11 protein-coding genes are annotated in these 13,705 nt (G+C 68.5%); 7 read left to right on the top strand and 4 right to left on the bottom strand.

From position 1 onward, the window contains the following. Window position 1: 1 nt before the first annotated feature. Together ACWIGI_RS40075 and ACWIGI_RS40070 are read right to left on the bottom strand one after the other, a co-directional pair. Window positions 2–697, bottom strand: a complete 696-nt coding sequence (locus ACWIGI_RS40075) for a PAS and ANTAR domain-containing protein (protein ID WP_454208913.1) — start codon at window positions 695–697, stop codon at window positions 2–4. An 82-nt stretch (window positions 698–779) separates the two neighbouring features. Further along, window positions 780–1,229, bottom strand: coding sequence for a response regulator (locus ACWIGI_RS40070; protein WP_454208888.1), 450 nt, complete (start codon window positions 1,227–1,229; stop codon window positions 780–782). A gap of 469 nt (window positions 1,230–1,698) precedes the next feature. Between ACWIGI_RS40070 and ACWIGI_RS40065 the strand changes: the two genes are divergently transcribed. From ACWIGI_RS40065 to ACWIGI_RS40050, 4 genes are all read left to right on the top strand, one after another. After that, entirely contained in the window at window positions 1,699–2,136 is a 438-nt protein-coding gene (locus ACWIGI_RS40065; RefSeq protein WP_454208887.1) for a hypothetical protein, read from the top strand. 328 nt (window positions 2,137–2,464) lie between these two features. Next, entirely contained in the window at window positions 2,465–2,674 is a 210-nt protein-coding gene (locus ACWIGI_RS40060; protein ID WP_454208885.1) for a hypothetical protein, read from the top strand. A gap of 100 nt (window positions 2,675–2,774) precedes the next feature. Continuing rightward, window positions 2,775–5,510: an ATP-binding protein gene (locus ACWIGI_RS40055; RefSeq protein ID WP_454208883.1), complete on the top strand. Its 2,736-nt coding sequence runs from the start codon at window positions 2,775–2,777 to the stop codon at window positions 5,508–5,510. Between the two features lie 149 nt (window positions 5,511–5,659). After that, window positions 5,660–6,397, top strand: a complete 738-nt coding sequence (locus tag ACWIGI_RS40050) for an SDR family oxidoreductase (RefSeq protein WP_454208882.1) — start codon at window positions 5,660–5,662, stop codon at window positions 6,395–6,397. A gap of 221 nt (window positions 6,398–6,618) precedes the next feature. Here the strand turns inward: ACWIGI_RS40050 and ACWIGI_RS40045 are convergent, their stop codons facing one another. Together ACWIGI_RS40045 and ACWIGI_RS40040 are read right to left on the bottom strand one after the other, a co-directional pair. Next, on the bottom strand, window positions 6,619–9,375 hold the full coding sequence (locus tag ACWIGI_RS40045) for an AAA family ATPase (protein ID WP_454208881.1): 2,757 nt from the start codon (window positions 9,373–9,375) through the stop codon (window positions 6,619–6,621). A 177-nt stretch (window positions 9,376–9,552) separates the two neighbouring features. Further along, window positions 9,553–10,446 carry a polysaccharide deacetylase family protein gene (locus ACWIGI_RS40040; protein WP_454208880.1) on the bottom strand — a complete coding sequence of 298 codons (894 nt, stop codon included), beginning with the start codon at window positions 10,444–10,446 and terminating at the stop codon, window positions 9,553–9,555. A gap of 303 nt (window positions 10,447–10,749) precedes the next feature. On the opposite strand from ACWIGI_RS40040, the gene ACWIGI_RS40035 reads away from it, so the two are divergent. The 3 genes from ACWIGI_RS40035 to ACWIGI_RS40025 are packed head-to-tail and all read left to right on the top strand — an operon-like array spanning window position 10,750 to window position 13,261. Then, window positions 10,750–11,547 (top strand): sigma-70 family RNA polymerase sigma factor, encoded by a 798-nt coding sequence (locus ACWIGI_RS40035; protein ID WP_454208879.1) that lies wholly within the window; start codon window positions 10,750–10,752, stop codon window positions 11,545–11,547. Then, the gene (locus ACWIGI_RS40030; protein WP_454208878.1) at window positions 11,544–12,488 is read left to right on the top strand and encodes an alpha/beta hydrolase; all 945 of its coding nucleotides are present in this window, start codon (window positions 11,544–11,546) and stop codon (window positions 12,486–12,488) included. Before ACWIGI_RS40035 ends, ACWIGI_RS40030 begins: the two co-directional genes overlap by 4 nt. A 38-nt stretch (window positions 12,489–12,526) precedes the next feature. Next, a complete protein-coding gene (locus tag ACWIGI_RS40025) occupies window positions 12,527–13,261 on the top strand; it encodes an alpha/beta fold hydrolase (protein ID WP_454208877.1) in 735 nt (244 codons plus the stop codon). Window positions 13,262–13,705: the final 444 nt, after the last annotated feature.

Below are 13,705 nucleotides of genomic sequence, written 5' to 3'. Positions count from 1 at the left end.
ATCAGTCGGACCCGATGCGCTCGTGCAGCGTCAGCAGCCGGTGATCGAACCGCGTGCGGAAGTGCGGCAGTTCGTTGCTGAGTGGGCGGAACTCGGCCACCAGCTGGGCGGCCAGGGTGCGGAGCTTGACGTTCGTCTCCTGCGAACGCCACCGGAGCAACCGGAACGCCTGATCGGGGGTCAAACCGTAGACGAGCATGAGCGCGCCCTTGGCCTGTTCGATCGTCTCCCGGCCCTCGTAGAACTCGGCGGGAGCGTCCTCGGCCTCACCCTGCACCATGTCGGTGATCTCGATGTAGTAGCCGGCCGTGCCGAGCACCGCGCCCTCGTCGTCGGCGAACAGATCGGCCACGGCGATCACTTCGTGCTCGTCGCCGGCGGTGTCGATGATCCGGTGCCTGCTGGAGAACGGCTCGCCGTTGTCGATCATGCTCGTGATGGCGCCCTCGACCCGGTCGCGGTCCTCGGGATGCTGATGCGCGAGCAGCAGCGTGGTGGTCGGCTCGACCTCACCGGGCGCGTAGCCGTGCATGGCGGCGACTTCGTCCGACCACTCCCAGCGCTGGTCGGCGAACCAGAACCGGAAACTGCCGATGGACTGCGGGGTTCCCGTTCCGATCACGGCTTCGGCCTCGGCGACGCCCTCGGGCGCGACGACCTGCTCCACCGCGTCCTCGTGCGGGGTCACCTGTTCCATATCGGTCACCGTTCCAGTGTGTGCGGGCCGAGCGACCCGTGAAGTCGAAATGCAGTCAGGAGAGTAGGCGACGCGGTAGTGGTCACGATTGCCGGGGCAGGCGGACGACCTGCACGAAGAACTCGTCGATGTGCTTGATCGCGGCAATGAACTGGTCGAGGTCGACGGGCTTGGTCACATAGGCGTTGGCGTGCAGGCGGTAGCTGCGCAGCACGTCCTCCTCCGCCGCCGAGGTGGTCAGCACCACGACCGGGATGTGGCTGAGGTCCGGATCGGATTTGATCCGCTCCAGGATCTGCCGGCCGTCGTATTTCGGCAGGTTCAGGTCCAGCAGGATCAGGTCGGGTCGCACGGCCTGTGCGTGTTCGCCCTGCCGGTAGAGGAAGTCCAATGCCTCCTGGCCGTCGCGCGCCACGTGGAGGGTGTTGCCTATCTTGTTGTCCTCGAACGCTTCTCGCGTCATCAGTTCGTCGCCGGGATCGTCCTCGACGAGCAGGATGTCGATCGCGCGGGTGGGTGCCGGGATTGTCATGGGAGGGTTCTTCCTCGAGAGTTCGACGGTGGAGAGGTGAGCACCGTGTCGACACCGATGCGCGCGGTCGGTCGGATTCTCGGGAGGGCCGGCGGGCACATGGCCACGCCGAAGAAGACGACGGACACGTGGTCCACCGTCCCGAGGGCACGCTGATACAAGCGGGCTCCGATCAAACTCAGGTGACGTCGCCGAGGCTCGTCAACTGCGCTCGACTCATCGGCGCACTGTTGGACCGATGAGGCAGAACGAGATTATCCGATGCCGACACTTCCGGGGAATTCGGCAGGTGAGGCGGTGTTCGCCGATCCACGGCGGTCGGCGAAGTTGCCATCGACCGCGCGACGGCGATAGCGTGCGCCACGCGCGATCGGCGCGACGGGGATCACACACGAGGGGGCGTGCGATGCACGATCAGTTCACCGGACAGACACAGGGTTCGTTTGCACCGCAACAGTTTCCAACGGCGATGCCGACCCCGGTCTCGGCCGCGAACGGAATCTACTGCCGGTACTGCGGTTCCACGCCCGCGGTCCACGTCGACCTGCGCGGGCACCGCGCCTTCGTCATCTTCATGCAGTTCCTGCGCCGCCCCGGACCCTTCTGCCGGGACTGCGGCCTGGCGACCTCCCGCAGCATGACCGAACAGAGTCTGATCCTGGGCTGGTGGGGCATGCTGTCGCTGTTCATCAACCCGTTCACGATGCTCACCAACATCTCCGGGCACAAGGCGATCGCCGCCCTGCCCGCCCCGATCCCCGGCGGCCCGGGCCGCCCGATGGACCCGGGCAAGCCTTTGCTGCGCCGACCCCTGGTGCTCATCGCCCTGGCGATCGTGGGCATCCCGGTCGCGCTGTTCGTGCTGCTGTTCCTGTTCTCGATCGTGTCGGTCATCTTCGGCGGGTGAGCGGTCCGGGTGACACCGAGCCGGTCCGGCACCGGTGGTTCCATCGGGAACCATGATCTTGTCAATGGCAGCAGCGTGTCGAAAGACGCTGTTCCATTGGATGAATCGGGTGTCTCAGGCCGGATAGCTGACCATCACGCAGCGCATTCGAGTACCGCGTTCGCGTCGTGGTCAGGACGTGACATGAACTCCCCGCGGGCACCACGTGTTCACCGACCAGGGTGTGGCCAGGGGGAGTCCCGGGCGCGAACCACCGTGCGGGCGAGCAACTCTGGTAACCATCGCGGCACCGCTCCGGCGCTGCGACCGGAGACCGTGGAGACGAAGAATGATGTTCAGTAACCCTCGTTGGGCGATAGTCCTGATCACCGTGGCGATAGCGACCCTGGCAACCGTGCCGCTCTGGGCGGCGGGGCCACTGTGGGACGCCGCCGGACCCACCGTCGTGCTGGCGCCTACCAAGCCCGCGGACTTCGACGCTCTGCAACCGTCCGGTATCGCGACGACCGTCCTCCGGGCGGCAGCGCCGACCCGGTGACGAGCGGCACTTCCATATTGGAACATTTCGAGACAGGATGATCACCCTGTGATTGCTGGGATCGACCAGCTCGGATCTACCGTGGTGAAGGCAGGCGAAGGTGACGAGTCGGGGTCGAGTCGAGCTGGTCGGACGAGGGCCGGAATCGGCTGCCCTGGACCAGATGATCGCGGCGGCCCGAACGGGTGAGAGCCGAGTGCTCGTGGTTCACGGCGTGGCCGGGGTCGGGAAGTCAGCGCTGCTGGACTACGCGCAGGATGCGGCGACAGGTCTGCGCATTGTGCGGGCGGTCGGCGTCGAGTCGGAGATGGAGCTGGCATTCGCAACCCTGCACCAGTTGTGCGCACCACTACTGGACCGGCTGGCAACGCTTCCCGAGCCGCAACGCCACGCCCTCGAGACGGTGTTCGGCATGCGCGCGGGCACTCCGCCGGAACGATTCCTGGTCGGTCTGGGTGTGCTGAGCCTGCTCTCGGACACGTCCGAGAGCAGCCCGGTGCTGTGTGTCATCGACGACGCGCAATGGATGGACAAGGCCTCGGCTCAGGTGCTCGGTTTCGTTGCCCGGCGACTGCTGGCCGAATCGGTCGCCATGGTCTTCGCAACCCGCCGGTGGACCCAGGACCTGCTCGGCCTGCCGGAACTGGAGGTCGCCGGACTGCACGAGACCGATGCCCGGTCCCTGCTCGACGCCGCGACCCCGACGCGCCTCGACCTCCGCATCCGCGATCGGATCGTGGCCGAGGCCAGGGGGAATCCGCTCGCGCTGCTCGAGCTACCTCGCGAGCAGACCGTCACCCAACTGGCGGGCGGGTTCGGGCTGCTGCCGGCCGACAGTGTCCCCGGCCGCGTCGAACAGAGCTTCGTGACGCGTATCGAAGAGTTGTCCGCGCAGAGCAGGCTGCTGCTGTTGATCGCGGCCGCCGAGCCGGTCGGTGATCCCACGCTGGTGTGGCGGGCCGCCGAGCAGCTCGGAGTCACCCCCGCGGCGGCGCTCGACGAGCAGACCGATGCGCTGGTGTCCTTCGACGTTCGTGTCACCTTCCGGCATCCGCTCGTCCGCTCGGCGGTGTATCGCACCGCCGGAGACGAGGATCGGCGCTCAGTGCATCGAGCACTGGCCGAAGTCACCGACCCACGGCTCGATCCGGACCGCCGGGCCTGGCATCTGGCCTCGGCGACCGTGGTACCTGACGAGGCCGTCGCCGCGGAATTGGAGCGTTCCGCCGATCGGGCGCAGGCCCGAGGAGGTCTGGCTGCCTCGGCCGCGTTTTTGCAGCGTTCGGTGGCCCTGACCGCCGATGCGGACCGGCGGGCCGAGCGCGCGGTGGCGGCCGCCGAGGCCAGCGCCCGCGCCGGTGACCTCGATATCGCGCGTGAGCTGGTCGATCTCGTCGATGCGGAGTCGACCAGCGAATTGCTGCGTGCGCGAGGGCATCTGGTGCGCGGCCGAATCGCACAGGCGGCCGGGTTCAACGATCAGGCGCCACCGATGCTGCTGGCAGCGGCGCGACGGCTGGAACCGTTCGACCGCGATCTCGCCCGCGAGACCTATCTGCTGGCGTGGGGAGCGGCGGCGTGGGGAGCGGCCGACACCGCGAACCTCACCGCCATCTCCGAGGTGATTCGCGAACTTCCTGTCCCGCAGGTGAATCCGCGCCCCATTGATCTGGTCCTCGAGGGGTGCGCGGTGCTGGGCACGGCGGGCCGGGGCACAGCGATCGGCCCGTTGCGCCGGGCGATGGACGCACTCGTGGACTTGCCCGCCGCGGACCTGCTCAAGTGGGGCTGGGCCGCCTGCGGATTGAGCCCGGCCGTATGGGACGAGCAGGTCATGCTCGAAACCTATACTCGCGCTGCCGAAGTGGTGCGCACCGCGGGAATCCTGTCCGAGCTGCCGCTGTATCTCGCATCGCTGGGGGCGGCGACCTCGCTCATCGGCGACTTCACCGCGGCGGCGGGGATCGTCGCCGAATCCGAGGGGATCGCGGCCGCGACAGGGGTCCCGCTCGCGCCGTACACGACGCTGATCCTGACGGCCATGCAGGGCAGGGAGTCCGAGGCGGCCGCGCTGATCGCCGCCACCATCGAACAGACCCGTGCCGACGGCCAGTTGACCGGCGTCACCACCGCGCAGTGGGCGGCCGCGATCCTGTACAACGGCCTGTCCCGCTACCACGACGCGCTGGCCGCGGCTCTGGCCAGCACACAGATCGCCCAGCTGGTCGTCTCGGTGTGGGTATTGCCCGAGCTCATCGAGGCGGCGGTGCGGGTCGGCGACGACAACGCCGCGAACGCTGCCATGGAGCGTCTGGCGGAGGCCGCGGATACCGCCGAAACCGACTGGGCGCGAGGGATTCTGGCCAGATGCCGGGCGCTCCTCGTCGACGGCGCCGCGGCGGAAGCCCACTACCGCGAAGCCGTCGAAACCCTCGGGCGCACGCTTCTGCGCCCGGAGGCGGCGCGCGCGCATCTGCTCTACGGCGAATGGCTGCGCAGGCAGTCGCGGCGAGTCGACGCCCGTCGTGAGCTACGCACGGCCTACGAGCTGTTCGACGCGATCGGTATGGCGGCGTTCGCCGAGCGGGCACGCCGCGAACTGCTCGCCAGCGGCGAGAAGATCCAGAAGCGGACGGTCGAGGTCACTGCCGAGGAGTTGACCCCGCAGGAGAGGCAGATCGCGATGCTGGTCGGCGAGGGTCTGTCCAATCCGGAGGTCGGCGCCCGGTTGTTCCTGAGCCCGCGCACCGTCGAATGGCACCTGCGCAAGATCTTCGCGAAGCTGAAGGTCACCTCCCGCCGGCAGCTGCGCGGAGCTCTGCCGCAGGGCGCCTGACGGGCCGTGACCGTCGTCGGGGCGGATTCGATCCCCTGGTATTCGGGAACCAGTGGAACTCCCTGGGGCGCGCGATCCTGGGTATCCCCGAGTCTGATTGCACCGGTTCATCGCGCCGGGCGTCCTCGACCCAGGGAAATGAGGCAGTGATGTCAGATCGGCCGTTGCACGGAGCCGTCGCGCTCGTCACCGGAGCCGCCGGCGGCGTCGGGGCGGCGACCGCGTATCGCCTGGTCCGAGAGGGCGCCACCGTCGCCTTGGTCGCTCGGCGCGGTGATCGCCTGACCAGGGTCGCGGACCACCTGACGGCTCTGGGTGGACGTGCGGTGACCGTCGAAGCCGATCTCACCACCCCCGCCGAGGCCTACCGGGCCGTCGAGGACGCCCGTGACCGGCTGGGGCGCCTGGACGTGGTGGTGAACAGTGCCGCCACGATGGTGTTGGAGACCGCTCTTCACACACCGATCGAGGAATGGGATCACATGGTCTCGCTCAATGTGTCTGGCCTCCTGCATGTCACACATGCCGCCGTGCCCTACCTGATCGACGCGGCCGCGACCTCGCCGCGGCGGGTGGCGGATCTGGTGAACGTGGGCTCGGTCGCCGGACGAGTGGCCAGACCCGCGGGCAGCGTCTATCACCTGACCATGTTCGGTCTCAACGGGTTCACCGAGTCGCTGCGTCAGGAGCTGCACACCGAGGGCGTGCGGGTCAGCGTGGTGTCGTCGGGCATGGTGGCGGATGGGGACGGGATTTCGGACTCGGCGGCCCGGCCCGATCGAATGCTCCCGGAGGACATCGCGGATTCGGTCTCGTACATCGTCACGCGCGACCGCCGGATCGCCATCAACGACATCGTGGTTCGGCCCGGCGGCCAACTCTGGTAATCACTCGTGGCCGCGACGGTGCGGCCGCGCACGGGCAGCGCTGTCACATATGCGGATACGGTGCGGTCCTTGTTTCCGAAGGCACCCGGCCGAGTCACGAGGTAAGAACGCGGAACACCGGGTTTCAGACGGCTCGCGGAGTATGCGTCAAGCAGAGCGTGTCTGGTCCCACCCGTCGCCGGGTGCCTTCTACTCCCCGCGTCTCGCGGTGGAGCACCTCGTCAGTCCTCGAGCGCAGCGCGGAGTTCTCTGCGCGAGGCGATGTCGAGTTTGCCGAACACCTTGCGCAGGTGCCATTCGACGGTGCGGGCACTGATGAACAGTTCGGCGCCGATCTCGGTGTTCGTCAGGCCGTCACGGGCGAGTTTGGCGATCTGGGCTTCCTGGGTGGTCAGTACCTCGCGTACATCGCTGGAACGCTGACGTACCGACTCCCCTGTTTCACTGAGCTCACGCCTGGCACGCTCGGCGAAACCGGTAGCGCCGAAGCGATTCAGCATCTCGTGGGCGGTGCGCAACCGCGCACGGGCCTCCTCGCGCCGGTTCTCACCCCGTAGCCATTCGCCGTACACCAGATGGGCACGGGCGAGCTGGACCACGATCCGGCCGCGCCCGAGGCGATCGATCGCCTCACGGTAGAGCAGGTCGGCGGATTCGCCCGCGCTGAGCAATGCCCGGGAACGGGCCAGTACACCCAGCGCCCAGTCCGTCCCACTGGCTGCAACACGCTCCTCGAGTTGCCGCAGGGCGGTCTCGGCGCTCGCACGAGAACCGGAGCGGGCGGCGGACTCCACCAGCTCCACCAGCGCAGGTCCGAAGACTCCCAGATCGTCGTGCTCGCAAGCTTTTTCCGCGCTGTCGCATGCCTGCCGATAGCGGCCCAGCCCGTTGTACAACACCGCGAGCGCGTAGTGGCCCTGGCCGATCGCCCGTCCCTCGCCCCAGGTGGTTGCACAGTCGACCGTTGTCTGGATCACCGTCGCCGACCGGTCATCCGCACCGCGCCATGCGGCGAGTAGCAGTCCCGTGTAGCCGAGCGGGGCATTGCCTGTCACCCTGGTGATCGATTCGGATTCCTCGACCAGGGCTGCGGCCACGTCGAACTCCCCGGCATGCAGGTGCACCGCCGCGCGGTTGGTCAGTGCCTGCGGCAGAAAGTTGAGTGCTCCGGTCTGACGGGCCGCGCGCACCGCATGGGTGGTCAGTTCGTGCCAGGTCCCCTCGTCCCACATCTCGATCGCGGCCTGCGATGCCAGCCAATGCCAGCGCATGACGTCCTCGTCACCGGCGGTCTCCGCGCTGAACGCCGAGAGCTCGCGCATGAGCGTGGCCACGCCGACGGTGTAGCCCTCGGCGAAACGCGTTGCCAGGACATCGAGGAGCACGTCGACCAGTCGACGCGTTCGTCGTCCGTGCGGCGCCGCCTGGGCCGCCCGAGCCACCGCGCTCAGCGCATCGGCGCTGTGCAGGCGGCTCGCGTAGATCGCGGACCCGAGGGCCTCCAGGTAGGTCTCGCGAGACTGGTCCACATCCAGCGCTTCGAGGCGGCGCGCGGCGTCGAGCAACAGCGGCAGTGCATCGCCGCCGCGCTTGCGCGCCAGCACGATTCGCCCGCGCAGCTGGGTCAGGCGTGCACGCTCGAGCTCGTCGAGCAACCCCATTTCGGCCGCGTTGAGCAGCTCGAGGGCGGTGTCGGGCGCCCCTGCCTCGAATGCCGCCCGCGCGGCCGCGAGCGCTCGCGTTCCGCGCCGCGCCAGGTCGGGTGTCAGGCTCGTCGCACGGCGCAGGAACGCGGCGGCCGCGGCCAGTCCGCCGCGGGCCTGCGCGCGAACCGCCGAACGCTCCAATTCATCGGCGACCGTCTCATCCGGTTCCACCGCCGCGGTGGCTCGATGCCAGGCGCGGCGATCGGGGTCGGTATCCGGATCCGTCAGCTCGGCGAGGACGAGGTGCACCGCGCGGCGATCGCGCGAATTCGCGGTGCGATAGGCCGCCGAGCGCACCAGCGGATGCCGAAATCGCACCCGCGCACCGAATTCGATCAATCCCGCGGACTCGACCGCAGTGGTCGCGTCGACGCCGATGCCGAGTCGTTCCGCCGCGCGCCGCACGAGCAGCGCGTCGCCGACCGGATCCGCCGCCGCGGCGAGCAGGAGCAGTTGAGCGGCGGCCGGAAGCTCGGCGATACGTCGCACGAAGCTCTGCTCGATCTGACTTGTCAGCGGCTGCGAATCGGGCCGCCCGAACCCTCCGGCCAGTTCCGCCGCCGTCATCCCGCGCGGTAACTCCAACAGCGCCAGCGGATTTCCATGCGCTTCGGCGATGATCCGGTCCGTGACGCGCTCATCGAGCCGCGCGGGGATGGCCGATTCGAGCACCGCGCGCGCGTCGCCGTCGCGCAGGCCGCGAAGCACGTGGTCCGGCAGGCCGGCGAGTGGACCCGCCCCACGATCGGCGGGTGTATCGCGCACGGCGAACACGAGCGCCACTCGTTCGGCGAGCAGCCTGCGCGCCACGAACGCCAGGGTCTGCGCGGATACCTGATCGAGCCATTGCGCGTCGTCGATCACGCAGATCAGCGGCTGCTCCTCGGCCACCTCCGCCAGCAGGGTCAGGACCGCCAGGCCGACCAGGAAGCGGTCCGGCGCCGGTCCCGCGCGCAGGCCGAAAGCGACGGCGAGCGCTTCGCGTTGCGGGCCGGGAAGCCGGTCGAGCTGTGCCATCATCGGCGCGCACAGCTGATGCAGGCCGGCGAAGGCCAACTCCATATGGGATTCGACCCCGGCGGCGCGCACGACCCGCCAGCCCTGTGCGCTCCCCACCAGGTGATCCAGCAGCGCGGACTTGCCGATCCCCGCCTCACCCCGTAGCACCAGGACCTGACTGCGCCCGGCCCTGGCATCGGCGAGCAGTCGATTCAGGCGTTCGCTTTCAGCCCGTCGGCCACGCAGTGCGCGCAGCGGATCGTTGCCCGACATCACCACCGCCGTCACCATCTCCGAAAAGGCCGCCGTGATCGGAGTGCCCGCCCATGATGCTATCGCCGGGCAAACCCCCCGGCTCGCGGGCCCAGGACCCGCGCCGCGAGGCGATCCCCAGCAGGGAACGAAAGCCGCAGCAGGACAGCACTATTCGCTGTGCTCGCCGGGCGAACCTCAGCCCTCGAACGGATGCGGAACCAATGGGGAGTCCGAGGCCAGCCATGCGTCGACCGGGTTGTCGGCGGCCCACGCGGCCGCGTAGTCACTCATCCTGGCGAAAGTGACACCGGGCCTGCCGGCCATGTAGCCGATGAGAGAGTCGAGCATCCGGATGCGCGAACCCCGCCCGATGACCTCGGGATGCATGCACAGCACCACGACCGCGCCCGGCTCGTTCTCGTAGGCGTAGTCGAATTCCTCCTGCCAGACCTCACGGACCGCGGACGGTGGATTCATGACGGAATTGAACCCGCCGTAGAACTCGAAGTGCACGAAATCGTCCAGGTGCCAGGCGAAAGGCATCTCGACCAGGTCGACGGTTTTCCCGAAGGTGTAGCGATCGGTCGCCGACCACTTGTCGCCGAGCCGAAGGTAGTACGGGTGGAAGTCCGAGGCGCTGAAGTGTGAGTTGTACCGGACGCCGCTCTCCAGCAGCAGGCCGATCGTGTCCTGGCTGTAGCTACCTCGTGGCGCCCGGTAGCCGACCGGGCGTTCACCGGTGACTTTCTGCAGGGCGTCGAAGCCCTTGGCCAGAACCTCGCGCTGGGTGTCGATGTCGAAATCGCCGGCCGACTCATGCGCCCATCCGTGATGGCCGATCTCGTGTCCCCGGCGCTGGATATCGAGTACCTGGCGCGGATAGGCGAGCGCGGTGTGGCCCGGGATGAAGAACGTCGCCTTGATTCCGTGCCGGTCCAGCAGATCCAGGACGCGCGGAACCGCGACGGCCGCGAACTCACCCCGCGAGACATCGGCGGGGTTCTGCGATTCGGCCACCCAGCCGCTGAGCGCGTCGAAGTCGAAGGTGAGGCAGACGGTTGGCTTCCCATCATGCCGACTTGTGCTCATAGACGCCCTGTTCGTAGATCGAGGGTCGCGATGGCCGTCATGGTCACGCGACCCGAAGGCTGACAGTTTGACATCCACCCGGGGCCGGGCGCTCGGCGCCACCCGTGATCCGACATGAGGAGTTCGACAGCATCGGCGAGCGGCCCACCCGCGTCGGCCGCACGTGCCCGGGGGTGCCGGGCACGTGTCCCCGGCCCGGGATCCCCGGGGGTTCGCCAGGGATTGCCAAGGGCGCGAACAGACCCCGTGCGGAACGACGGTGGATGTGCGGCGCCGCGCCGCCCCTTGCGATCGCCGAGCCGGATGGCGGGCGAGGTCAAACGAAAGGACGACCCGATGGGCCCGTCGAGCACTCTCACCGTCACGTCCGAACCGGGTTCGTCGCCGGATCCGCTGTCTCCGGGGACAACCGGCTATGTCGCGGACTTCCAGGATCTGCGGCCGCGGCTGTTCGGGATCGCCTATCACATGCTGGGCCGCGCAGCCGATGCCGAAGACGTCGTGCAGGAGGTGTGGTTGCGCTGGCAGCGGACCGATCGAGCGGTGGTCCGGGATCGGGTCGCGTTCCTGGTGACGATCACCACCAGGCTCACCCTCAACGCTGTCGGCTCTGCCCGGGCGCGCCGGGAGATACCGGTCGATGACTGGCTGCCGGGACAGGTGATCGTCGTCGAGGACCCGGCGCAGGTGATCGAGCACTCGGCCGATCTGGAGCGAGCGATCGCGATTCTGCTGCAACGGCTTTCGCCGAACGAGCGGGCCGTGTTCGTGCTGCGTGAGGCGTTCGATTACCCGTTCCGCGACATCGCGCAGCGCTTGAGCATCAGCGAGGCCAATGCCCGCCAGCTCGGCCGGCGTGCCCGGGCGCACATGGTGGGGCCGCGCCGGGAGCCGGTGCGCCGAGAGTCACTGGGCCGGTTGCTCGGCGCATTCCGCGACGCCGCTCGCGATGGGGCCGTGGCGGACCTGGAACAGCTCCTCGTCGACGACGCTAACGTCGCGAAACCATCAGCCGGGCAACGTGTTCGAGTCACACCGTCACGGAAGTCGGGGTCCGCGCGGTCCTTGGTTTCAGCACAGTACAGAAAGGCACACCGATGACCGAACCCATCCTGGAACCGGTGGCGCGGAAGTTCGCCGCCGCCACCGCCGGCCCACCGTTCCTCTACGAACTCGGAGTCGAGGGCGCGCGGGGCGTCCTCGACGACCTGCAGGCCGCGCCGATCGAGAAGCTCCCCGTGCGCGACAGGTGGATCACCGTGCCGGCCGATATCGGCGACGTTCGGGTCCGGATCGTCGAACCCGTTGACGCGGAGGGGAATCTGCCCGCGATCCTGTACATCCACGGCGGCGGCTGGGTACTCGGCAACGCCGGCACCCACGACCGTCTGATACGGGAGCTGGCGGTGGGAGCGCGCGCGGCGGTCGTCTTCGTGGAGTACGACCGTTCGCCAGAAGCCCGCTACCCGGTCGCGATCGAACAGGCATACGCCACCGCGCGATGGATCACCGAGCACGGCGCGCGCGAGGGTATCGACGCGTCGAGGCTCGCGGTGGCCGGGGATTCGGTGGGCGGCAACATGACCGCGGCGGTGACGATCCTGGCCAAGCGACGCGGTGACGTGCGATTCGTCCACCAATCGCTGTATTACCCGGTCACCGATGCCGGGCAGGACACCGCGAGCTATCTCGAGTTCGCCGAGGGTCCCTACCTCACCGCCAAGGCGATGGCGTGGTTCTGGGACTCGTACCTGCCGGATCCGGCTTCGCGTACGGAGATCACCGCCTCACCGCTGCGGGCGAGCGTCGAGGACCTCGCCGGGCTGCCCGAGGCCTTCCTGATCGTCGATGAGAACGACGTCCTGCGCGACGAAGGAGAAGCGTACGGCCGCAAGCTGATCGAGGCCGGCGTGCGCACCACGAGCACGCGCTACAACGGCACACTGCACGACTTCATGATGCTGAACCCGGTGCGCGGGACTGCCGCCGCCGACGCCGCGATCGAGCAGGCCGTCCGCGTCCTGCGTGCCGCGCTGCACTGACCACCGATTCCGACCCCACCCAGAGAAGAGAGAATGAGATGACCCATCAGAAGCCCACCGTGGTCCTCGTACACGGCGCCTTCGCCGAGTCCGCGAGCTGGTCCGGTGTCGTGGAACGCCTGCACGCCCGATCCGTCGACGCCATCGCCATCGCCAACCCGCTGCGGGATCTGCCCGTCGACGCCGCCTACCTCCGCGACGTGATCGCGAGCATCGGCACACCCGTTGTGCTCGTTGGTCATTCCTACGGCGGCATGGTCATCACCGAGGCCGCCGCGGGCAACGACAAGGTCGCCGCGCTCGTCTATGTCTGCGCGTTCGCCCCCGATCACGAGGAGTCGGCGCTCGAACTGTCCGGGAAGTTCCCCGGCGGCACCCTGGGCGAGGCCCTCGCCGCCTATCCGATCGCAAACGGCGGCAACGAGTTCGCCATCCGCCCCGACACGTTCCACCATCAGTTCGCCGCCGATGTACCCACGGCGACGGCCGCGGTGATGAGCGCGACCCAGCGCCCCGTCACCGAGGCCGCCCTGACCGCGGGCCTGCAGGCGCCCACTCCCGCTTGGAAGTCGGTACCCTCCTGGTTCGTCTTCAGCGACGCGGACCTGAACATCCCCGTCGCCCTGCATCGCTTCATGGCCGTTCGGGCCGGAGCCAAGGGCACTCGCGAGGTGCCGGGCGCCTCGCACGCGCTGTCCGTCTCCCAGCCGGACGCCGTGGTCGCGTCGATCCTTGACGCCGTGCGCGCGGTCGCCCCGGCGGCGGCAGCCTGACCGTCTGGTGTCGGAAACTGAGCCGCAGCCGTTCTCGAACGGCTGCGGCTCAGTTTTTGCGTCGAATTGACTCCTATTCAAAGGGAGCCAACGCTATTGACCGTCATCTACCCCAGCCGGTTCTGCCTGGCTCCACCGCACGCGGCGTCGACCGTGGGCGCGGGTTACGGGCCAAGCCGTCGCGGGTGGGATGGGGGCCGACGCCGAGCGGACCGGATCACTCCGAGCAGCCGGCGGTGATCGCGTTGGCAGCGCTAGCTCTCAATCCTCGCTAGTCCGCGCGCCCTTCCTGCGGTGCCCGACAGACCGCAAATCCACGAGCACAGCACCTAGCGCACTCTCCGGCGTACCGGCTGTAAGGATCGTGCTCGTCACGTCGCGGGCGATACGTCGGAAACTGACCGTCGTCGAACCCACGGTATCGCCACGCAGGTAGTTCCTGCG

It is taken from the genome of Nocardia sp. NPDC055321, from assembly GCF_053645575.1.
Note: the sequence above shows the minus strand (reverse complement) of the source record. Positions and strands in the feature narration are given on the sequence as shown.